Below are 22273 nucleotides of genomic sequence, written 5' to 3'. Positions count from 1 at the left end.
CGCGCCCCGGCCAGCCCGGCGCTGCCTTACGGCGCCAGCGCCTTGCTCACGATCTCGCGCACATCGCGGGACAGGTCGCTGGCCGCCGCCACCTGTTCCAGCGCGGCGCGCATGCGGTCGCGCAGCGGCAGCGCGTACTTCTGCCAGCGGTCCATCACCCGCGCCAGGCGGGACGCCACTTGCGGGTTGATGGCGTCCAGCGCCAGCACCTGCTCGGCCCAGAAGGCGTAGCCCGAGCCATCCTCGGCATGGAACTGGGCCGGGTTGGCCGCGCAGAAGCTGAAGATCAGCGAGCGCGCGCGGTTGGGGTTGCGCAGGTTGAAGGCGGGATGCTGCATCAGCGCGCGCACCGTGTCGATGGTGTGCTTGCCTTTGTGGCCGGCGCTTTGCGGCCCCACGGTGCCGCGCTGCGTGCCTTGCAGCGAGAACCATTTGTCGATCACCAGCGGGTCTTGCTCGAAGCGCTGGTAGAAATCGGCCAGCGCGGCCTCGCGGCCAGGGGCAAAGGTGTTAACCATGGCGCTGAGCGCGGCGAAGCGGTCCGTCATGTTGTCGGCGGCCTGGTACTGCGCTTCGGCCAGCGCCTGCATGGCGGCGTCGCCGCTGTCGGCCAGGTAGCCCAGTGCCAGGTTGCGCAGCGCGCGCTTGCCGGCGGACACCGCATCGGGGCTGTAGGCGCCCGGCGTGGCATTGGCCTCGAACGCGGCCAGCCAGTCGGTCTTGAGCGCGCGCGCCAGCGCTTCGCGCATGAACTGGCGAGCGCGGTGGATGGCGGCCGGATCGGCCACGCCCATGCGCTCGGCGAGGTAAGCCTCGGCCGGCAGCGTCAGGGCCTGCTCGCGAAAGGCGGGGCTGAGCTGCTGGTCGTTGAGCACGGTGCGCAGCGCGGCCACCAGCGCCGGGTCGAGCTCGAGCTCGCGGCCGGCCTGGCTCTGGGCCACCAGTTGCAGCAGCGCGCGCGTGGTCAGGCGCTGGCCGGCCTCCCAGCGGTTGAACGGATCGCTGTCGTGCGCGAGCAGGAAGGTCAGCTGCGCCTCGCTGTACTCGGCGTCGATGATGACCGGCGCGGAGAAGTCGCGCAGCAGCGACGCCAGCGGCGGCTCGGCGCCGCGAGGCAGGTTGATGAAGCGGAAGGTCTGCTCGGCCTCGGTGAAATCCAGCACGCGCGTGGTGGCGCCGGGCTGGCTTTCCCCCTCGAGCTGCAGCGCGAGGTCGGCGCCGCTGGCGTCGATCAGGCCCAGGGCGAAGGGAATGTGGAAGGGCAGCTTGTCCGGCGTGCCGGGGCGCGTCTCGATGCCGACCTTGGGGCACGTTTGCGACAGCGTCAGCGCCAGGGTGCCGGCGGCCGCATCCCACGCGGTGCGCACCGCGACCACCGGCGTGCCGGCCTGGCTGTACCAGCGGCCGAACTGCGTCAGGTCGCGGCCATTGGCATCGGCCATGGCGGCGCGGAAGTCGTCGCAGGTCACAGCCTGGCCGTCGTGGCGCTGGAAGTACAGGTCCATGCCCTTGCGGAAACCGTCGCGGCCTAGCAGGGTCTGGTACATGCGCACGACCTCGGCGCCTTTCTCGTACACCGTCACGGTGTAGAAGTTGTTGATTTCCTCGTAGCTGTCGGGGCGCACCGGATGCGCCATGGGGCCGGCATCCTCGGGGAACTGCACCTGGCGCAGCATGCGCACGTCCTCGATGCGCTTGACCGCGCGCCCGGATTCGGAGCCCATCATGTCGGCCGAGAACTCCTGGTCGCGGAACACCGTCAGGCCTTCCTTGAGCGAGAGCTGGAACCAGTCGCGGCAGGTCACGCGGTTGCCGGTCCAGTTGTGGAAGTACTCATGCCCGACCACGGATTCGATATTGCCGAAATCGGCATCGGTGGCGGTCTCCGCGTTGGCCAGCACGTACTTGGTGTTGAAGATGTTGAGGCCCTTGTTCTCCATCGCGCCCATGTTGAAGTCGCCCACGGCGACGATCATGAAGCGCTCGAGGTCCAGCTCCAGACCAAAGCGCTGCTCGTCCCAGCGGATCGAGTGGATCAGCGAATCCATGGCATGGCGCGTCTTGGGCAGGTCCTGCGGTTCCACCCAGACCTGCAGCAATTTCTCCTTGCCGGAGGCGGACCGGATCCGCTCCTCGATGCATTCCAGCTTGCCGGCCACCAGTGCGAACAGGTAGGCGGGCTTCTTGAACGGGTCTTCCCAGACGGCCTCAAAGCGGCCGTCGGGCAGCTCGCGCTCGCTGATCAGGTTGCCGTTGGACAGCAGCACCGGGTAGGCCGCGCGCTGTGCGCGCAAGGTGACCCGGAAGGTCGACATCACGTCGGGGCGGTCCAGGTAATAGGTAATCTTGCGAAAGCCCTCGGCTTCGCACTGGGTAAAGAAGTTGCCGTTGGAAACGTAGAGGCCGGACAGCGACGTGTTGGCGGCCGGCTGGCAGGCGGTGACGATTTCCAGCGTGCCTTGCGCGGGCAGCTCGGGCAGCGTCAGGCTGTCGGGCGCCTGCTGCGCGCCTTCCAGCGGCTTGCCGTCGAGGCGGACCCCGACCAGCTCCAGTGCCTCGCCGGCCAGCACCAGCGGGCCAGGTGCCTGGCGCGTGAAGCGCAGGATGTTGGTGACCACCGTGCGCGCCGGGTCGAGCTCGAGGGTGAGGTCGACGTGCTCAAAAGCGAAGGCCGGCGGAGTATAGTCTTTGCGATGGACGGTAACGGGCGTGTCGGTGCGCAGCATGAAGGGATCCTGTCCTCTGAGGGCCACTTGGGGCGGCATGGTCGCCATGGTCACGGCGGGCGGGCAGGGCGGTAGCCGCTGCCGGGCCGCGTGCCACGGCACTGAAGAACCCATTGTAGCCAAGCGCGGGCGCCCCGGCGCGGGCGCGCGGCGCGGATGGCGGCGCGGGTGGCGGATTGGGGCGGAATTCCGCCGGCCCGGCCCGGTCTGAGTCACACAATGGACAACGTGGACAACGAATCGATGAGGGGCATGATGCCGAAACGATGGCTGGCGACGCTCGGGAAGCTGGCGAAGCTTGGTAAGGATTGGCGCCGGATAGCCGGCGAAGGCGGGCGTGGCGGCCGCCTGATGGCGAGCGCGGCGCTGCTCGGCGTGGCGCTGCTGTCTGGCTGCGCCAGCACTGTCACCACGGAGGTGACGGCCTTCCGCCAAGGCAACTGGCAGAACGATCCGCCGCGCACCTATGCCTTCGATCGCACCAGCGGCCAGGAGGCGCAGCTCGAGGACCAGACCTATGAGCAGTGGCTGGCGCAGGCGCTCTCCGGAATCGGCTTCGAGCAGGTGGCCCGGCCGCAGGCGCATTACCTGGTCAGCATGGAGTACGACAGCAACTCGCGGCTGATGCGGATCCAGGAGACCAACTACGCCGACCCGTGGGGCCCCGGCTTTTATCCCGGCCCTTACTGGGGGCCTTATTACCGCCCCTGGGGCCCGTACGGCTGGGGTGGCCCGGGTTACTGGCCGCCGGTGACCACGGTGCGCGATGTGCCGGTCACCCAGTCCACGCTGCGCGTATTCTTCAAGGATGCCGCCAGCGGCCGCCGGGTCTACCAGGTCACGGCGAACCACCGCGCAGAGGGTTCGTCCCTGCAGGCGGCGATGCCCTACCTGATCCGCAGCGCCTTCGTGCAGTTTCCGGGGGAGAGTGGCCGGCCACAGCGGGTGACATTGCCGCTGGACCCGAATGACAAGTAGCAGGCAGCAAGCAGCAAGCAACAAGCAACAAGCAACAAGCAACAAGCAACAAGCAACAAGCAACAAGCAAGGCATTGCCTGTGCGGCGGTAAAAACTGAATTGCCCGGCGAAAAGCCTTAAATCCCTGAATGCCCCAGTGGGAGGGGCTTCGCGCCGGGCTTGGGTGAGCTAGAATGACGGCTCGATTTTTCGGCCCGAGCCGCCGGAGCCCGTCTTTGAAAGCTGCAATGGAAGATTCCGGCAAGCCACGCCGGATACGACCGGCGCGGCCTCGGCGGGCACTGGCAGGGCCACTTCCTGGACGAGCATAATGACCAGCAAGACCGGCGGTGATGCACCGCAACATGCCCCCAACAGTCCTGAAGCGCAATTGCGCCTGGCCGCGCTGGAATACCACCGCAGCCCGACCAAGGGCAAGATCCAGGTAAACGCGACCAAGGCGCTGTCCAACCAGCGCGACTTGTCCCTGGCCTACTCCCCGGGCGTGGCCTACGCCTGCGAGGAGATCGCCAAGGATCCCGCGATGGCCGCCGAGTACACCTCGCGTGGCAACCTGGTGGCAGTGATCACCAACGGTACCGCCGTGCTCGGCATGGGCGACATCGGTCCTCTGGCCGGCAAGCCGGTGATGGAGGGCAAGGGTTGCCTGTTCAAGAAGTTCGCCGGCATCGACGTGTTCGACATCGAGCTCGATGCGCACGACCCGGACAAGATCGTCGAGATCGTGGCCGCGCTGGAGCCGACGATCGGCGGTGTGAACCTCGAAGACATCAAGGCGCCCGAGTGCTTCTACATCGAGAAGAAGCTGCGCGAGCGCATGAACATCCCCGTCTTCCACGATGACCAGCACGGCACCGCCATCATCTCGGGCGCGGCGCTGCTCAACGGCCTGAAGGTGGTCGGCAAGGATATCGCCAAGGTCAAGCTGGCGGTCTCCGGCGCTGGCGCCGCGGCCATCGCCTGCCTGGACACCATGGTGAGCCTGGGCGTGACCCGCTCGAACATCTCGGTGGTGGACTCCAAGGGCGTGATCTATGTGGGCCGCGACGCCAACATGGAACCCAACAAGGCGCGCTACGCGCAGGAAACGTCCAACCGCACGCTGGCCGACATCGTCAACGGCGCTGACGTGTTCCTGGGCTGCTCGACCGCTGGCGTGCTGACCGCCGACATGGTCAAGACCATGGCCGACAAGCCCATCATCCTGGCGCTGGCCAACCCGGAGCCGGAAATCCGCCCGGAAGTGGCCAAGGCCGCGCGCCCGGACTGCATCATCGCCACCGGCCGCTCGGACTACCCGAACCAGGTCAACAACGTGCTGTGCTTCCCGTACATCTTCCGTGGCGCGCTGGATTGCGGCGCCACCAAGATCACGGAAGCCATGAAGCTGGCCTGCGTCAAGGCCATCGCCGACCTGGCCGAAGCCGAGCTGAACGACGCCGTTGCCGCCGCCTATGGTGGCCAGGAACTGAAGTTCGGCCCCGACTACATCATCCCGACGCCGTTCGACCAGCGCCTGATCGAGAAGATCGCGCCGGCGGTGGCCAAGGCCGCCGAGGAGTCCGGCGTGGCCACCCGTCCGATCAAGGACCTGGAAGCCTACCGCCAGCAGCTCACCCAGTATGTCTACCACACCGGCCTGATCATGAAGCCGGTGTTCTCGGCCGCCAAGGCCGCGCCCAAGCGCGTGGTCTATGCCGAGGGCGAAGAAGAGCGCGTGCTGCGCGCGGTGCAGACCGTAGTGGACGAAGGCCTGGCCCGTCCGATCCTGATCGGCCGCCCGCACGTGATCCAGATGCGCATCGACAAGGCTGGCCTGCGCCTGAAGGCCGGCACGGACTTCGAGCTGATCAACCCGGAAGACGACCCGCGCTACCGTGCCTACCACGAGGCCTACCACGCGCTGCGCGGCCGCGACGGCGTCACGCCGGACATGGCCAAGGTGGCGCTGCGCCGCTCCAATACGCTGATCGGCACCATGCTGATGCATATGGGCGATGCCGACGCGCTGCTGTGCGGCACCGTGGGCCGCTTCGAAGCCCACCTGGAGCACGTGCGCGACGTGATTGGCCTGGCGCCGGGCGCCAAGGTGTTCGCCGCGATGAACGCGCTGATGCTCGAGAAGTACACGCTGTTCATCACCGACACCTTCGTCAACGACGATCCCACCGCGGAGGAACTGGCCGCCATCACGCAGCTGGCCGCCGAGGAAATCGCGCGTTTTGGCCAGCACCCGAAGGTGGCGCTGATGTCGCACTCGATGTTCGGCTCGTCGGACCGCCCGTCGGCCAGGAAGATGCGCGCGGCCCAGGAGATCCTGGCCCGCGAGGCGCCGCACCTGGAAGTGGAAGGCGAGATGCAGGGTGACGCCGCCCTGGTCGAGGACGTGCGCCGTCACTTCCTGCCGGGCACCAAGCTGGCCGGCAGCGCCAACCTGCTGGTCATGCCGACGCTGGATGCGGCCAATATCGCTTTCAACCTGCTCAAGATCACGGGCGGGCAAGGCGTCACCATTGGCCCGATCCTGTTGGGCGCGGCCAAGCCGGTGCACATCCTCAACCCGCAAGCCACCACCCGTCGCATCGTCAACATGACGGCGGTAGCGGTGGCGGAAGCCAACGCGGTGCGCTGATCCGGCGGCACGGCCGGCAAGCCGGCCGCCGCCCAATGAGAACGGGGCTCCTCTGGAGCCCCGTTTTTTTGACCGGCTTGTGAAGCAGTTCCGCCGGCCCGGAAAACCTGTCCTGCGTCGATCCCGTTGCCGTTTCCCGTTGCCGCTATTGCAGCAGGTTGTACTGCTCGCGCATCACGACGATGATGGACTTGGCTGCTGCCAGCCGGGTTGGCAAATGGTCGTCCTCTTCGCGCGGGAAATCGACTTCCGCGCTCCAGTTGCAACCGGTGTGGTCGGGCTGGTGAACTCGCATGGCGTGCAGTTCGCACTCGCCGCACTCTGGATTGTTGTTGAGGAACTGGTTCAGGATGGCCATCAACTCCGACCGGGTCTTTGCATCACGCCGCATGAGTCACCTCGTCCGTTGCCGTCTTGTTGCCTGGAACCTAAATTTAGGCACGCGGGCGCAGGCCCGCCAATTGAATCGCCCTATTAAGCAGCGACTTTCGATCCCGAATTCCGGTAGTTTGTCTCTATCGCACCGCAGCAAATCCATGCCGCGTCGCGGTACCGGCGAAACCAGCGGCGCCCAATCCGGTCGAACCGCCATGGTGCGGCGCGCGCCGCCCGGCAGCGCGCGAGGCGTGCAACGCGCCACTGGTCTGGCGGCGAGGGATCCCTTCGGCGCCAGGGCAATCTCGCGACCCTGGCGACCCTGGCCATCCCTCGCGGCCATCTCAAGACAATCCCGATGCTGAAGGAATCTCTGGTACGTGCTGGGCCATTCAACGGATGTGCGTGCCGAGCCTGTCCTGGGTTTGCCCCCAGCACACGCCCGACGACTGGCAGGAGGAGGTGTCGGTGCGCTCGGACCGCTTGCAGATCGCCTTTCGCAAGACGCTCAAGGCGCTCGAAGCGCGCGGCTGGGAAGTCGACCCGGCCCGCCGGGGCCAGCGAGTTCGCGGGGCGCAAGGCCTGCGCGATTCCTTGCCCGGCACGGCGTGAATCGTCGGCCTGGGCCATCGCCGGCGTGCCAACCCGGGGAGGCGGCTGAGCCACACCGCCATGCAGCATGTGGGCTAAATGACGAAAGCGCTTACATGCGAATAATAATAACTATCATTACGATTTACATGCCAGTATTTGTTCTGAAATAATCCAGCCCGACATCCCAGGCCACTCGCGCGCCACATCCGCCACGTTCGCCGCCAGGGCCGGGAGGCTTGTTTCTGGGTCAGCCACATGCCCTTCGTGGCGTAGAGAACATCGGGAGCTTTACCTTGCCATCCGCATCACGCCGCCTGCGCCAAGCGCGCCCCGGGCGCTACTTTTCCATGCCTGCCGCTAGCCTGCGGCCCATCGTGGCGGCGCTCGCCGTTGCAGGCGGCCTGCCGTCGTTCGCGCTCGCGCAGGAGGCCGCTGCCGCAGGGAGCCTGCCGGCCGTCACCGTGCGCGCCGATGCCGCGCCCGACCAGTCGCCGCCCGCTTACGCCGGTGGCCAGGTGGCACGCGGCGGCCGGGTCGGCATCCTGGGCAACCAGGACATGATGGACGTCCCGTTCAGCATCACCGCCTACACCGCCGAGCTGATCCAGAATCAGCAGGCGCGCAGCATTGCCGATGTGCTGGCCAACGATCCGGGCATCCGCAGCAGCCTGGGCTTCGGCAATTTCTCCGAGACCTTCGTGGTGCGAGGCTTCCAGCTCACGGGCGACGATATCGGCTACAACGGCCTGTACGGCATCGCGCCGCGCCAGCTGGTCGCGGTAGAGGGGCTGGACCGGGTGGAAGTGTTCCGTGGCGCAAGCGCCTTTATCAACGGCGTATCGCCGGGCGGCACCGGCATTGGCGGCGGCATCAACCTGCAGCCCAAGTTCGCCAAGGACCAGCCGGTCACCCAGGCCACGCTGGACTACACCAGCGACGCGCAGGCAGGCGGGCACGTCGACATCGGCCGGCGTTTCGGCGACCAGAACCGCTTTGGCGTGCGCGTGAATGCCATGGCGCGCGGTGGCGACACCGCGATCGACAAGGAGAACCGGCAGCAGCGCCTGTTGACCACCGGGCTGGATTACCAGGGCGACAAGGTCAGGCTGTCGGCCGACTTCGGCTACCAGAAGCAGACCATCAACCAGGGGCGTTCGGTGGTCTACCTGAGCGACACCACGGTGCCCGCCGTGCCGTCGCCCAGCGCCAATTATGCGCAGCCATGGAGCAACTCCATGCTGGAGGACACTTACGGCACGCTGCGCGGCGAGGTCGATATCGCGCCGCGCTGGACAGCCTATGTGGGACTGGGCGCGCACCACAGCAACGAGTTCGGCAACTACTCCTCGCCCACCGTGAGCGGCTCCGGTTTCGGCGCGGCCACGCGCCTGACCGTGCCCTACAAGGCCGATACCACGTCGGAAGAAATCGGCGTGCGCGGCGCGTTCGAGACCGGTCCGGTCAAGCACCGGGTCAACCTGGCCTGGTCCGGCATGCAGGCCAGGAAGCGCGCTGCCTACCAGTTCTCCGGCAGCTTCCCCAGCAATATCTACGACGCCGTCGACGTGGCGCGGCCGCCCACCGCGCTCGCGGGCGGCAACATGAATGATCCCGGCGTGACGGGCCGGACCAACCTGAGCAGCTTCGCGGTCTCGGACACGCTGTCCTTCCTGCAGGACCGTGTCTTGCTCACGGCCGGCGTGCGCCAGCAGAACATCAGCGTGCGCGGCTACAGCTACACCGGCGTGCAGACCGCGGACTACAACCAGTCCGCGACGTCGCCGGCGTTTGGCCTGGTGGTCAAGCCGATCCAGAGCGTCTCGCTGTACTACAACCACATCGAAGGCCTGGCGCAAGGACCTACGCCGCCCACCTCTGCCATTAACCGCACGGAGGTTTTCGCGCCGATCAAGTCCAGGCAGGATGAGCTTGGCGTCAAGTGGGACGGTGGCAAATTTGGCGCCACGCTGGCGGTCTACCAGATCAAGCAACCGGTGGGCATCACCCAGGGCGGCGTGTTCTCCATTGCAGGCGAGCAGCGCAACCGCGGCGTGGAACTGAGCGGTTTCGGCGAGCCGCTGCGCGGCGTGCGCCTCTTGGCCGGCATCGCCTATATCGACGCCAAGCTGACCAGCACCGGCACGCCGGCCAACGACGGCAACCTGGCTGTGGGCGTGCCCAACTACACGCTGAACGTCGGCGCGGAATGGGACCTGCCATTCCTCGCGGGCGCCACGGTCTCGGGCCGCTACCTGCAGACCGGCCGCCAGTACCTGGATGTGGCCAACCAGGTCAGCATCCCTTCCTGGAACCGCTTTGACCTCGGCGCGCGCTACCGTTTCAAGGCCGCGCAACAGCGCTACACGGTGCGGGCTTTGGTGGAGAACGTAGCCAACAAGGCGTACTGGGCATCCACCTACGGCGGCTACCTGACGCAGGGCGCGCCGCGTACCTTCAAGGTGGCGATGACGGTGGACTTCTAAGCGCAGCGGCCCGCGGGATCGGCAACCGCCTGACGCCCTCGTTTGCTAGGGGCGAACACCATCAGGCTGAGCAGGGCGAGGACCCAGGCGCCAATCCCGCCGTACAGCATCACCCAGCCAAAGCCATGGACCAGCGCCGCATGCAGCGCGGTGCCGGACGGGTCCAGGGCGGGCAGTTGCGCGAAGGCGGCACCGGGCGCATCCAGGTTGCCCGCGGCAATGCGCTGCGCCAGCGCGCGCAACTGCAACGAATCGAGCGCCCCTGGAAAGGCACGCTTCAGATACGCAGAGATCCCTGCCACCAGGATGAATCCCATCAACGCGATATTGACCGCCAGCGAGATCATCCGCGCGCTCATGTCGATGCCGGACGCCATGCCCGCGCGGCTGCTGGGGACCGAGCCAGTGGTGGTGTTGGTCACCGGCGTGTTGGTGATGCCCAGGCCGATGCCGGCCAGCAGCGAACCCGGCAGCAGGGTCAGCCAGCTTGCCTGCGCCAGGCTGCTGCCCAGCTTCATCAGCATGAAGCCCAGCCCGATCGTGAACAAGCCCAGGGGAATGACCATGCCGGCCCGGTAGCGCAGCACAAGCCGCTCCCCCAGCGGCGGAAACAACAGCGTGGGCAGCGTGTAAGCCAGCAAGGACAAACCGGCGGCCACGCTGCCGTAGCCCAGGCCGCCGTGGAAATAAAGCGGCAGGTAAATCATGAACGGCCAGAAACTGAAGTTCATGCCCATGGACCCAAGCAGCGCGCCCGAGAAGTCACGGCTGCGGAACACCGAAACATCGAACATCGGATGCGGGTTGAGCTTTTCCGCAAGCAGGAAGGCCACAAAGCTGGCCGCCGTCGCGGCCGTCATGCCGATCGCGGCGGCGCGGGAGACGCCGGCCTCCGGGCCCTGCGTGATCAGGTATGCCAGGCCGAAAACGGCCAGCGACAGCGTGACGATGCCCGCGATATCGAGCTTGCCCGCCTGCGGATCGCGCGACTCCTCCACGCCCGCGAATACCAGCGCCAGGGTCAGGATGGCCAGCAGGACGTGAACCAGGAACACCCATTGCCAGCTGGATACGGCAACGATCATGCCGCCCACGATGGGCCCGAAACCCAGGCCGATCCCGAACACGATGCCCCAGGCGCCAAAGGCTTTGCTGCGTTCCTTGCCCTCCTGGAATTGATGCGACAGGATCGCCACCAGGCAGATCAGCATTGCGCCGCCGGCCATGCCCTGGAGGAACCGGCTGGCAATCAGCACCGCGGCGCTTTGCGCCAGGCCGCAGATCAGGGAGGCGACGCCGAACAAGGCAATGCCGAGGATGAACATGCGCTTGCGGCCAAAGCGGTCCGCCAGCGTGCCGGCCGCCATCAGCACCGTGGTGCAGGCGATGGTGTAGGCATTCATGATCCATTGCATGTCCCCGAAGCCGCCGTGCAGGACGCGCTCAAGGGTGGGGAGTATGACCGGTACACTGGAGATCTCCAGGCCGAACATCAGCGCGGCCAGGCAGACGGCGGCCAGTGCCATTTGGTTCTTACGGGAATGAGTGAGGCGCATCGATGGTGCTTTCCAGGCGAATCCGGTTGCGGGGAACGGATGGCGTCGTACTCGACGCCAATCTTGGCGCACATTGTGGGCGAGTCCTCGCTATGATAGAAATGATCTAATTTCTTCCGATTCATTAGCACTCATCATCAATACGGAGCCATGGATTTCGATCCGACACTGTTGCGGGCCTTTGTCGCCGTCAAGGAAACCGGCGGCTTCACGCGCGCGGCGCAGCGGCTGCACCTGACGCAGTCCGCGGTCAGCCATCAGATCCGGCGGCTCGAAGAGCAGGTGGGCCGGCCGCTGCTGTACCGCACGACACGCACCTTGACCCTGACCGAGGACGGCAACGATTTTCTCCAGCACGCGGAGCAGATCCTGGCCTCGCTCGATGCGCTTTCGCGCCGGTTCCAGCCGTCTCCCGTTTGCGGCGTGGTGCGCTTCGGCGTGCCGGAAACCTTCCTGGGCGAGCGGCTGCCGCAACTGCTGTCGCGGTTCTCCCGTGCATTCCCGGCGGTGCGTCTCGACGTGAGCGTGGGCACTTACCTGGACTTGCGCGCGATGATCAAGGCCGGCGAACTGGATCTTGCGGTGGTATTGTCGGCGCCCGGCGGGGAGGGCGGCACGGTGCTGCAGCACACGCAGTTCGTGTGGGCCGCCGCGCAGGCCTTCGAGATCGCACCGGGTGCGTCGTTGCCGCTCGCGCTGTCGCCCTCGCCGTGCGTCAACCGGCAGGTGGGCGTGGCGGCACTGGAGGGCACCTCCATACCGTGGCACGTGGCGTTTACGTCGCCAAGCCAGGAGGGCATCCGCACGGCGGTGCTGGCAGGGCTCGGCGTCTCGGTGCAGATCCGCGGCGACCTGAAGCCGGGGATGAAGGTGGTCGATGGCCAGTGTGGCTTGCCGGCGTTGCCGGCAGCGGATTTTGCGCTGATCTGGAGCGATGGCGAGAAGACGCCGGCCGCCCGCGAGTTCGGGCAGTTGCTGGTGAGCCTGCAGGCGCCGCCGCCCAAGCCCGGCCGGCGGCTCAAGACGCCCTAGCGCCCGCAGCGCCGCGCGCTAGGCGATGTCGGGCCGCGCCGGGAACCCATGCCGGCGCGAGGCCCACGCAATCAGCAGCCCCACAACCAGCAACGCAAGCAGCGCCCACGGGAACGCGCCGACGCCGTGGGTATCGAGCAGGACGCCGCCGACGATGCCGCCGGCTGCGATGGCGAGGTTCCAGGTGGTGACGAGCATCGATTGCGCGACATCCGCGCCGGGCCCTGCCGCCTCGGCCGATGCGGTCTGCAGCAAGGCGGGGGCGCCGCCGAAGGTCAGGCCCCAGGTCACGACGGCCAGATAGACCACGACCGGATGGCTGCCGCCGATGGCGAGCGCCAGCGAGGCCATGGCGAACAGCGCAAGGCTTGCCAGCACCAGCACGCGCAGCATGCGGTCGATCAGCAGGCCGCTGATCCACACGCCCCCCAGCGACGCCACGCCGAACACCAGCAGCACGATATCCACCTGCCCGGCCAGGCCGGCGGGCACGAGAAAGGGCACGACATAGGTGTAGAGAATGTTGTGGGCCATCACCCACAAGGCCAGCACAGCCAGGACTGGCCGCACGCCAGGGGTCGCGAATATCCGGCGCACCGGCATGTGCTTGCCCGCCGCCTGGCCAGGGTAATCCGGCGCTCCCAGCGCGACCCACGCCATCACGGCCAGCGCCAGGACCGACATCGCGCCAAACGCGGCGCGCCAGCCCAGCGTGTTGCCCAGCAGCGTGCCGAACGGCATGCCCAGGCACAGCGCCAGCGGCGCGCCGACGCCGGCCACGGCCAGTGCGCGGCCTTTGAGGTGATCCGGCACCATGCGCCGCGCATAGCCCGCTAGCATGCCCCAGACCAGGCCGCCGGCCATGCCTGCCAGGAAGCGTGCCACCAGAGCCACCACGAAGCCCGGCGCCAGCGCGGCAAGCGTATTGAAGACCAGCAGTCCGGCCAGGGCTGCCAGCAGCAACGGCCGGCGGCGCCAGCCTTGCGTGGCCGCCGTGAGCGGGATGGCCGCCACCAGCGAGCCGATGGCGTAGAGGCTGACGAACTGGCCCGCGAGCGCCTCGGATACGCCCAGCCCTTCGCTGATGCGGGAGAGCATGCCGGCGGGGATGGTCTCCGTGAGCAGCGTCAGGCATCCCGCCATGGCAAGCGCAAGCAGGGCCGGCAGCGGCAGGCGGTCCGTGCCTGCGGCCGCGGTGTTGTTCATTGTCAGCATGTCGATCCTTCCCATTTCCTGGGCAACAGAATGGGGCGAGTATTGTCTGCGCGGGACTAATGAACAATGGGCTATAGTTCCAAACATATCTGACAGATCGGTCAGCAATCAGGGCCTGTCAGTAATCAGGCCTGTCAGCCATCGGAATCATCGAAGCCATCATGGAGAGGCCGGCAATGGATAGCCTGGGTTCGCTTGGCGTGTTCGTCAGGGCCGGGGAAGCCCGCAGCTTCACCGTGGCGGGCCAGCAGCTGGGCATCTCGTCCTCGGCGGTCAGCAAGGCAATCGTGCGGCTGGAGGCGCGCCTTGGCGTGCGGTTGTTCCATCGCTCCACCCGCAACGTCAGCCTGACCCCGGAGGGCGCGCTGTTTCTCGAGCGCTGCCGGCGCATCCTTGGCGAGGTCGAGGCGGCGGAGATGGAGCTCTCGCAGACGCAGAGCGCGCCGCGCGGCAAGCTGAGGATCAGCCTGCCGTCGATCGGCACCGCGTTCATGAACCGGCTCGCCGAGTTCAAGCGGCTTTATCCCGAGGTCGAACTGGAGATCGATTGCTCGGACCGGCTGGTGGAGGTGATCGAGGAGGGCTTCGATGCGGTGATCCGCACGGGAGAGCCCAACGATTCCCGCTTGATGTCGCGCACCATCGGCTCGTTCCGGCTGGTGATGGTCGGCTCGCCGGATTATTTCCGGCGAGCGGGGCTGCCGCGGGAGCCCGAGGATCTCGCCCGCCATGACCGCCTGCTGTATCGCTACCCCACCACCGGCAAGCTGCAGCCGTGGCCGCTGTACCGCGATGGCCAGCCGGTCGGGATCGGTGCCGAGCGGCAGGCCAGCATGGTGACCAACACGCTGGAGCCGCAGGTGTGCTTTGCCGAGCAGGGCCTGGGCATCGCCTGCGTGCCGGATATTTCCATCCGGCGCCAGCTGGACGAAGGCACGCTTGTCAGCGTGCTGGACGACTACAACCAGGACCGCACGATGCTGCGGGTGCTGTGGCCATCCAGCCGCCAGCTGTCACCCAAGCTCAGGGCCTTCGTGGACTTCATCGCCGGCAATCTGCTTGCCGCCTGAGCACGACGCGCGGGCGGGGCGTAAAAAAACCCGCCACAAAGGCGGGTTGGGCGGGAGGGCGGATGTCCGTTCCCGTTGACCAGGGGAAAGCGTCAGAACTTGTGGCGCAGGCCCACACCGAAGGTGTCGCCGTGCGACAGGTCGGTGATCTTGTCGTAGAAGTAAGCGGCGTAGACGTCGGTGCGCTTGGACAGGTTGTAGTCGTAGGCGACTGCCACCGTGTTGCGCTTGAAGTTCGCGACCGAGTTCTTGGTCTTGTCGTAGGCGTAGGACGCCAGGATATTGCCATTGCCGACCGGCACCGAAACGCCGACCTGGCCGTTGGTGTGCTTGATGTCGCCGTTGACGTTGTTGTTGATGTCCGACTTGATGTACTGGCCTTGCGCGAACAGCTTGACGATCTTGAAGTCGTAGCTCACGCCGCCCTGCACCGCATTTTGCTTGCTGAAGCCAACCAGCAGCGGGCTGGTCGACGCGGTCACGTCACCCGGCGTGCTGTCGAACTTGACTTGCTGGAAGGCCAGCGTGGCAGCGAACGGGCCGTTGAAGTACAGCAGGTTGCCGCCCCACTTGTTCTGGCCGGTGGCGCCAGCCTTCTCGCCAAACGAGTAGATCACGTTGGCGGTCAGGCCGCCGAAGTTCGGCGTGGAGTACAGCAGCGAGTTGTTCCAGCCCGAATCGCCGATGATGCCCGGGTCGTTCACACGGGCCGTGGCGGCGCCGAAATAGGTGTGGAACACCATCGGCGAGAACACGTAGGAGTCAACCAGCGGGTTGAACAGGATGGTCGACACGAAGAAGGGCGTGGTGTTGCGGCCCAGCTTGATGGTGCCCAGCTTGTCGTTCTGCAGGCCCACGAATGCATTGCGGCTGAACATCGAGTCGCCGTTGAAGCGGCCCGAGGAGCCACTGTCGGTGCGGAAGAAGCCGTTCAGGTCGAAGATGGCCTTGGTGCCGCCGCCGAGGTCTTCGGTGCCCTTGATGCCCCAGTACGAGGTTTGCATGCCGCCCGAGTTGGCGACATAGGCGCGGTTGGCTGCGCCGACGTTCTTGACGCCGCCGACGAACATGTCGGCCTGGCCGTACAGCGTGACGCTCGATTGCGCCATGGCCGCGCCGCTGAAAAGGGCTGCCGCCATCGCTGCCAGCTTGAGGGCCGGCTTGATCTGCTTATGCATTGTGGGTTTCTCCGTGGTTGATCCGTTGCGTTCTTTGTGTACTGGGTCCCTGACGGGTTCTATTAGCTTTATTAGCTTTATTAGCTTTATTTGCTTTACTAGCTTTACTAGCTTTATTGGCTCTGGTGCTTTTCTTGGTGCCGGGCAGGCGCCGGACCTGGGCTCGGTCCGGCGCCTGCCCGTGACAGCAGCATGGGTAAGTCAGTGGTAAGTCAGTGGCGAATCAGTGGCAAACCAGTGATAACGCGGGGCCGACGAAACAGCTGCTTTTTTGGCTCAGCCGGATACTAAGTCGTTCAGGCGGAATTGCGCAATGCGGTGGATCTGGTTGATGCAAGTTTGCAACTCTGCGGCTGGTTCGTTGTTCACGCGCCTTGCGAACTCGCCGATGATGCCGGCGCGGTCGTAGCCGCGCACCGCCAGGATGAAGGGGAAGCCGAATTTCTCGTTGTACTGGCGGTTGAGCGACTGCAGTTGCTCGAACTCCGCCGCGGAGCACTGGTCCAGGCCAGCGCCGCTTTGCTCGCGGGTGGATTCGGCGGTCAGCTCGCCGCGCACGGCGGCCTTGCCTGCCAGCTCCGGGTGGGCGCGCACCAGCTTGATCTGGGCGGCATCGCCCGCGCCGTCCACGATGGCGCGCATGGCGTCGGCCAGCGCGGCAGCATGGGCGAAGGGGCGCTGCGTGGCGGCGGCTTGCGCCACCCACGCGGAGTGTTCATAGATGCCGCCGAGCGCCTGGATGAAGTCGGCGGCTGGCAGGGCGTTGAGTTGGTCGAGGGTGTAGGTCTGGCTCATGGTTCGGCTTATGGATTCGGCTTATGCGTGGTTCTGTGCGGAGTGGGGATGGGTTTCGGCCCAGTGGCGCGCGATGTCCACGCGCCGGCAGATCCAGACCTTGTCGTGGCCCTGCACGTAGTCGAGAAAGCGCTGCAGCCCGCGCATGCGGCCCGGGCGGCCCAGCAAGCGGCAGTGCATGCCGACCGACAGCATCTTGGGGCGGTCCAGCCCCTGCGGATCGCCCTCGGCGTAGAGCACGTCGAAGGCGTCCTTGAGGTACTGGAAGAACTGCTCGCCGGTGTTGAAGCCTTGCGGCGTGGCAAAGCGCATGTCGTTGGAGTCGAGCGTATAGGGCACCACCAGGTGCGGCTTGGTCTCGCCGTTGCTGACCTCCACCTCGGTCCAGAAGGGCAGGTCGTCGCCGTAGTAGTCCGAGTCGTACAGCAGCCCGCCGTGCTCCACCACCAGGCGGCGCGTGTTGGGGCTGTCGCGGCCGGTGTACCAGCCCAGTGGCAGCGATCCGGTCAGCTCCTTGATGATCTGCATGCCGATGCGCATGTGCTCGCGCTCGGTGGCTTCGTCCATGCCCTGGTAGTGGATCCAGCGCCAGCCGTGGCAAGCGATCTCGTGGCCGAGCTCGACGAACGCGCGGGTCAGGTCCGGATGGCGCTGCAATGCCATTGACACGCCAAAGATCGTCAGCGGCAGCCCGCGCTGCTCGAACTCGCGCAGGATGCGCCAGACGCCGGCGCGCGAGCCGTACTCGTACACGCCCTCCATGCTCATGTGGCGGTCGGGGTAAGCCGCCGCGCCGATGATCTCGGAGAGGAACTGTTCGGAGCCGGCATCGCCGTGCAGCACGTTGTTTTCGCCGCCCTCTTCGTAGTTGAGGACGAACTGCAGCGCAATGCGCGCGCCGCCCGGCCAGCGGGCGTGCGGCGGCTGGCTGCCGTAACCGATCAGATCGCGTGGATAGTTGTGGCTTGTCATCAGGGTCATGGTTCTTCAGGAAACTGTGCCGGCCGCCGCCGGCTGGACTTATTCCGTGCCGTGCGAGTTGGCCGCGGCGTTGCGCATGGCTTCTTCACGCGACTGGATGCCGTTGAAGAAGACGTTGAGCACGACTGCCACGATGGTGCCCAGCACGATGCCGCTGTGGGTGAACGGGTCAGTCCACTTGGGCAGGTACTGGAAGAAAGTCGGCGCCAGCGTCGGGATCATGCCGAAGCCGATCGAGATGGCGACGATGAACAGGTTGAAACGGTTGCGGTTGAAATCGCACGAGCCCAGGATGCGGATGCCGGTGGCGGCCACCATGCCGAACATCACGATGCCCGCGCCGCCGAGCACGAACTGCGGCACCGAGGCCACGATGTGCGCCATCTTCGGGAACAGGCCCAGGCCGATCAGGATGATGCCGCCGGCCACCGCCACATAGCGCGAGCGCACGCCGGTCACCGTCACCAGGCCCACGTTCTGCGAGAACGAGGTGTAAGGGAAGGTGTTGAACAGGCCGCCAATCACGGTGCCAAGGCCGTCCGCACGCAGGCCGCGGGTCAGGTCCTCGTTGGACAGGCGCTTGCCGGTGATGTCGGCCAGCGCGAGGAACATGCCGGTGGATTCCACCAGCGTGATCAGCATCACCACGCACATCGACAGGATGGCGGGAAGGTCGAAGGTCGGGATGCCGAAATGCAGCGGCGTGATCAGCGCGATCGCGCTGGCGTCGTTAAGGCCTTCGAAGGAGACCTTGCCCAGCGCCATCGCCACCAGGGTGCCGATCACGATGCCAAGCAGCACCGCGCAGTTGGAGATCAGGCCGCGGCCATACTTGCTCAGCAACAGGATCGCCACCAGCACCAGCGCCGCGATGCCCAGGTTGCCCAGGTCGCCATAGGCGAGGTTTGGCACATCCTTGACCACGCCGTCGATCACGGCACGGGTGGTGGGCTGGCCGCCGGCCGCCCAGTTGATGCCCACCCGCATCAGCGATACCCCGATCAGCGTGATCACCGTGCCGGTGACGACGGGTGGGAACAGCCCGAGCATGCGTCCCATCAGCGGCGCCACCAGGATGCCGAACACCCCCGCGGCAATCACCGCGCCGTAGATGCCCAGCAGGCCCACGTTGGGGTCGGAGCCGATGGCGATCATCGGCGCCACCGAGGCAAAGGTCACTCCCATCATGACCGGCATGCGGATGCCGAACTTCCAGAAGCCGAAAGCCTGGATCAGCGTGGCCAGGCCCGCCGCGAACAGGTCGGCATTGATCAGGAAGGCGAGCTGGTCCTTGGGCAGCTTGAGCGCGCCGCCGATGATCAGCGGCACCGCGACGGTACCGGCATACATCACCAGCACGTGCTGCAGGCCGAGCGCAAGCAGCCGGCCCGAAGGCAGCCGCTCGTTGGTTTGGTCCGTTGTGACCGTGGTGCTAGCGCTAGTCATGAATGTGTCTCCTCTCCTTTGGATTTGATGGGAACGCTGCCGGGCGGGGTGGCTCTCGGTATGTGACTCCGGCTGCGTCGCATCGTCGGGGACGCGTTTCTCATGAGCAGGAATCGGGCCTTGGCCGCAGGTTGGCAGCGGGAACAACTTGCTAGGTGGAGTGACCCAGCACGCTGCGAAGATCGAAATTGCCCGGTTCATCGGGCTGCACGCGGTCGGCGCAAGCGCCGAGATGGTGCGCCATGCGGCTCTGGGCCAGGGCGGCATCGCCCTGTTCCAGTGCGTCGAGGATCTCTTCGTGTTCGTCGAAGGAGCAGGCGTTATTGCCCGGCGCCTCGACGCTGGCGATCATCAGCGTGGTGCGCGACACCAGCCTGCGCATCATGGTGACCAGCAGCGCGTTGCCCGAAAGCTCGGCCAGCGCGGTATGGAACTCGGCGGACAAGCGGATCCACTTGGGCCGCTCATTGGTGAGGAAGGCCTGGCGCTCGGCTTCCACCATCTTGCGCAGCGGCGCGATCACGCGCTTGACGTCGCGCATGCCGGCGAGCTTCTCCAGCACCGCGCGCTCCAGCATCTGGCGCAGCTCGAACATGTCGTGCGCCTCGTCGGTGGAGGGGCTGGCGATGAAGGCGCCGCGGTTGGGCTCCAGGTCCACCATGCCGTCGGCGGCCAGGTGCGCCAGCACCTTGCGCACCGTGTGGCGCGCGGTGGCATAGATTTCGCACAGCGAGTGCTCGGTCAGCTTGGTGCGCGGGGGCAGCCGGTGCTCCATGATCGCGTCATAGATCTCGTGATACATGCGCTCCTCGACGGAACCCTTGCGGGCGGGCTTGATTTCGGTCGGGGCGGCGGTGTCATCGGCACCGGCGATCAGCTTGAGACTCTTGGACATCTTGGCACCAGCGTATCGGTGAGGAGGGGAGCAGCGCGCCATGTAAGCGGGGTGAAGCAGAGTGGCGCGCCCCAAAAATTGTTGACAATTATTTGGTTAGCACGGCAATATTGTCAACAAAACCGAGCTAGGTTTTCGACAAGTCAGGGTAATTCCTGAGTTGCCATCCGGAGTGGTGCGAAGCATTGTCGCCATGCACCAGTCCAGCGCCGGGATGCGTTAGAAATACGTACCGAGCGGGCGCCATTCCCACAAATGGTGCTAGTGAAGGCAGCGGCGCCTCTCACAACCCAAAGCCCTAAGGAATAACAGGATGGGACGCTTGACCACACATGTACTCGACACCGCAGCCGGCACGCCCGGCGCCGGTATGTCGATTACCCTGCATAAAATTGTCGACAATCGTAAGGAGACGCTGAAGACAGTCGTCACCAACCACGATGGCCGTTGCGACCAGCCCCTGCTGGATGGCGACACCATGGCGGTCGGGGTGTACGAACTCGAATTCGGCGCCGGCGATTATTTCCGCACCCAGGGCACCAAGCTGCCCGAGCCAGCTTTCCTCGACGTGGTGACGCTGCGCTTCGGCATTGCCGACACCAGCGCGCATTACCACGTGCCGCTGCTGGTCTCCCCCTGGTCGTACTCGACCTACCGCGGCAGCTAAGCGCGGCAACGGGCAATCAAGGAGACAAGACATGGAAGGCTATATCCTCGACTGGGCCAATCTGCTGCTGCGCTGGGTGCACGTCATCACGGCGATCGCGTGGATCGGTTCCTCGTTCTATTTCGTCTGGCTGGACAACAGCCTGACCCGTCCCGACGACCCCGACCTGCAGGAGAAGGGCGTGGGCGGCGAACTGTGGGCGGTGCACGGCGGCGGTTTCTACAACCCGCAGAAATACCTGAGCGCGCCCAAGACGCTGCCGGAGAACCTGCACTGGTTCTACTGGGAGTCCTATTCCACCTGGATGACCGGCTTCGGCCTGCTGGTGGTGCTGTACCTGTTCAACGCCAGCACGTTCCTGATCGACAAGAACGTGATGGACATGTCGCCGGGCGCGGCGATCGGGTTTGCGTTGTCGTATCTTGGCGTGGGCTGGGTGGTGTACGACTGCATCTGCCGCGTGTTCGGCAAGAGCGACCGCACCGTCGGCATCCTGGTGGCGATCTACGTGGCGCTGGCCGCGTTCGTGGCGTGCCACGTGTTCTCGGGCCGCGCGGCATTCCTGCTGACCGGCGCGATGATCGCGACCATCATGAGCGCCAACGTGCTGGTGTGGATCATCCCGGGGCAGCGCAAGGTGGTTGCCGCGCTGCGCGCGGGCGATCCGGTGGATCCGGTGCATGGCAAGAACGCCAAGCAACGCAGCGTGCATAACACGTACTTCACGCTGCCGGTGCTGTTCGCCATGCTGTCGAACCACTACAGCATGACCTACAGCTACAAGTACAACTGGGCCGTGCTGGTGCTGATCATGCTGGCTGGTGTGCTGATTCGCCAGTTCTTCATCCTCAAGCACAAGGGCAAGATCAACGTCGCGTGGCCCGCTGCCGGCGTGGCCGTGCTGGCGGTGGTCGCGGTGATGATCGCGCCGGTGCCGCGTGAGGTGGTCGCCAGCAAGGACGGTGCAGCGCCCGCGCAGGTGAGCTTCACCAAGGTGCAGGAAGTCATCAACTCGCGCTGCATCCAGTGCCATGCCGCGGCGCCAAAGATGATGCCGAGCGCCGCCAAGGGCATCAAGCTCGATACCGCCGACGAGATCAAGGCGCATGCGCAGATGATCTACCAGCAGGCGGTGCAGCAAAAGGCCATGCCGCTTGGCAACGTCACGCAGATCACGGATGACGAGCGCGCGCTGCTGGGCCAGTGGTTCGAGGCAGGCGCCAAGACCACCAACTGATTCGATAGAGATCAACGGGCCTGGCCGAGAGGCGGGCCATTTACCGAGCATCGGTGATCGGCGGTCCGGTGGCTATGTTGTTGATGGCCGGAGGTCCGGACCGACGAGGGTTTGAGCGGGGCGAAAGCCCCGTTTTTTTTTGTAAATTGGGGGGCGTTGCTTATTTCGTTGGCGGTGGCATTTTGGACTCAAGGTGCCATACGACATCGCCCTGCGGGGTTGGTCGCTGTTTCATTTGGCGGCGATGGTTTTTGCACCCAAGAGCCATACGACATCCCCCTGCGGGGGCTGCCGGTCACTTATATGAACGCGCCCCGCCCTCCCATGGAGCGCGAGACGTCGAAGAAGTCTTGCGGGGTGGGGCAAAACTGCCCTGGCGGTAAGGGGCCCCTCCAGGACCGAACGGCATCGC

17 protein-coding genes are annotated in these 22273 nt (G+C 65.9%); 8 read left to right on the top strand and 9 right to left on the bottom strand.

The window, feature by feature from the left end:
• Positions 1–26: 26 nt before the first annotated feature.
• Positions 27–2726: an aminopeptidase N gene (pepN, locus tag AB4061_RS28095; protein WP_441639523.1), complete on the bottom strand. Its 2700-nt coding sequence runs from the start codon at positions 2724–2726 to the stop codon at positions 27–29.
• Positions 2727–3077: 351 nt separating this feature from the next.
• Here pepN and AB4061_RS28090 point away from each other — a divergent pair, with 351 nt between their 5' ends.
• Both AB4061_RS28090 and AB4061_RS28085 read left to right on the top strand, forming a co-directional pair.
• Positions 3078–3704 carry a DUF4136 domain-containing protein gene (locus AB4061_RS28090; RefSeq protein WP_441639570.1) on the top strand — a complete coding sequence of 209 codons (627 nt, stop codon included), beginning with the start codon at positions 3078–3080 and terminating at the stop codon, positions 3702–3704.
• 311 nt (positions 3705–4015) lie between these two features.
• Positions 4016–6337, top strand: coding sequence for an NADP-dependent malic enzyme (locus AB4061_RS28085; RefSeq protein ID WP_441639522.1), 2322 nt, complete (start codon positions 4016–4018; stop codon positions 6335–6337).
• Positions 6338–6482: 145 nt separating this feature from the next.
• On the opposite strand, the gene AB4061_RS28080 is transcribed toward AB4061_RS28085, so the two are convergent.
• Positions 6483–6728, bottom strand: coding sequence for a hypothetical protein (locus tag AB4061_RS28080; protein WP_441639521.1), 246 nt, complete (start codon positions 6726–6728; stop codon positions 6483–6485).
• 389 nt (positions 6729–7117) lie between these two features.
• Here AB4061_RS28080 and AB4061_RS28075 point away from each other — a divergent pair, with 389 nt between their 5' ends.
• Both AB4061_RS28075 and AB4061_RS28070 read left to right on the top strand, forming a co-directional pair.
• A complete protein-coding gene (locus AB4061_RS28075; protein ID WP_441639520.1) occupies positions 7118–7324 on the top strand; it encodes a hypothetical protein in 207 nt (68 codons plus the stop codon).
• Positions 7325–7653: 329 nt separating this feature from the next.
• On the top strand, positions 7654–9789 hold the full coding sequence (locus AB4061_RS28070) for a TonB-dependent receptor (RefSeq protein ID WP_441639519.1): 2136 nt from the start codon (positions 7654–7656) through the stop codon (positions 9787–9789).
• Here the strand turns inward: AB4061_RS28070 and AB4061_RS28065 are convergent.
• Complete coding sequence (locus AB4061_RS28065; protein ID WP_441639518.1) at positions 9786–11315, bottom strand: MFS transporter; 1530 nt, start codon at positions 11313–11315, stop codon at positions 9786–9788. The genes AB4061_RS28070 and AB4061_RS28065 overlap by 4 nt on opposite strands.
• Positions 11316–11495: 180 nt before the next feature.
• Here AB4061_RS28065 and AB4061_RS28060 point away from each other — a divergent pair, with 180 nt between their 5' ends.
• Positions 11496–12377, top strand: coding sequence for a LysR substrate-binding domain-containing protein (locus tag AB4061_RS28060; protein WP_441639517.1), 882 nt, complete (start codon positions 11496–11498; stop codon positions 12375–12377).
• A gap of 18 nt (positions 12378–12395) precedes the next feature.
• Here AB4061_RS28060 and AB4061_RS28055 read toward each other — a convergent pair whose 3' ends face one another.
• Positions 12396–13592: an MFS transporter gene (locus tag AB4061_RS28055; RefSeq protein ID WP_441639516.1), complete on the bottom strand. Its 1197-nt coding sequence runs from the start codon at positions 13590–13592 to the stop codon at positions 12396–12398.
• A gap of 176 nt (positions 13593–13768) precedes the next feature.
• Here AB4061_RS28055 and AB4061_RS28050 point away from each other — a divergent pair, with 176 nt between their 5' ends.
• On the top strand, positions 13769–14662 hold the full coding sequence (locus AB4061_RS28050; protein WP_441639515.1) for a LysR family transcriptional regulator: 894 nt from the start codon (positions 13769–13771) through the stop codon (positions 14660–14662).
• A gap of 92 nt (positions 14663–14754) precedes the next feature.
• On the opposite strand, the gene AB4061_RS28045 is transcribed toward AB4061_RS28050, so the two are convergent.
• The 5 genes from AB4061_RS28045 to AB4061_RS28025 form a co-directional block, all read right to left on the bottom strand.
• Positions 14755–15840 carry a porin gene (locus AB4061_RS28045; RefSeq protein ID WP_441639514.1) on the bottom strand — a complete coding sequence of 362 codons (1086 nt, stop codon included), beginning with the start codon at positions 15838–15840 and terminating at the stop codon, positions 14755–14757.
• A gap of 276 nt (positions 15841–16116) precedes the next feature.
• Positions 16117–16635, bottom strand: coding sequence for a 2-oxo-4-hydroxy-4-carboxy-5-ureidoimidazoline decarboxylase (uraD, locus tag AB4061_RS28040; RefSeq protein WP_441639513.1), 519 nt, complete (start codon positions 16633–16635; stop codon positions 16117–16119).
• Positions 16636–16656: 21 nt separating this feature from the next.
• Positions 16657–17607 (bottom strand): allantoinase PuuE, encoded by a 951-nt coding sequence (gene puuE, locus AB4061_RS28035; protein WP_441639569.1) that lies wholly within the window; start codon positions 17605–17607, stop codon positions 16657–16659.
• A gap of 48 nt (positions 17608–17655) precedes the next feature.
• Positions 17656–19062, bottom strand: coding sequence for a nucleobase:cation symporter-2 family protein (locus AB4061_RS28030; RefSeq protein ID WP_441639512.1), 1407 nt, complete (start codon positions 19060–19062; stop codon positions 17656–17658).
• Positions 19063–19213: 151 nt separating this feature from the next.
• Positions 19214–19957, bottom strand: coding sequence for a GntR family transcriptional regulator (locus tag AB4061_RS28025; RefSeq protein ID WP_174423888.1), 744 nt, complete (start codon positions 19955–19957; stop codon positions 19214–19216).
• A 313-nt stretch (positions 19958–20270) separates the two neighbouring features.
• On the opposite strand from AB4061_RS28025, the gene uraH reads away from it, so the two are divergent.
• Complete coding sequence (gene uraH, locus AB4061_RS28020; protein ID WP_043344662.1) at positions 20271–20624, top strand: hydroxyisourate hydrolase; 354 nt, start codon at positions 20271–20273, stop codon at positions 20622–20624.
• Between the two features lie 31 nt (positions 20625–20655).
• Positions 20656–21861 (top strand): urate hydroxylase PuuD, encoded by a 1206-nt coding sequence (locus AB4061_RS28015; RefSeq protein ID WP_441639511.1) that lies wholly within the window; start codon positions 20656–20658, stop codon positions 21859–21861.
• Positions 21862–22273: the final 412 nt, after the last annotated feature.

It is taken from the genome of Cupriavidus sp. YAF13 (genome assembly GCF_052113425.1).
In the GTDB taxonomy this organism is placed as follows: domain Bacteria; phylum Pseudomonadota; class Gammaproteobacteria; order Burkholderiales; family Burkholderiaceae; genus Cupriavidus.
Note: the sequence above shows the minus strand (reverse complement) of the source record. Positions and strands in the feature narration are given on the sequence as shown.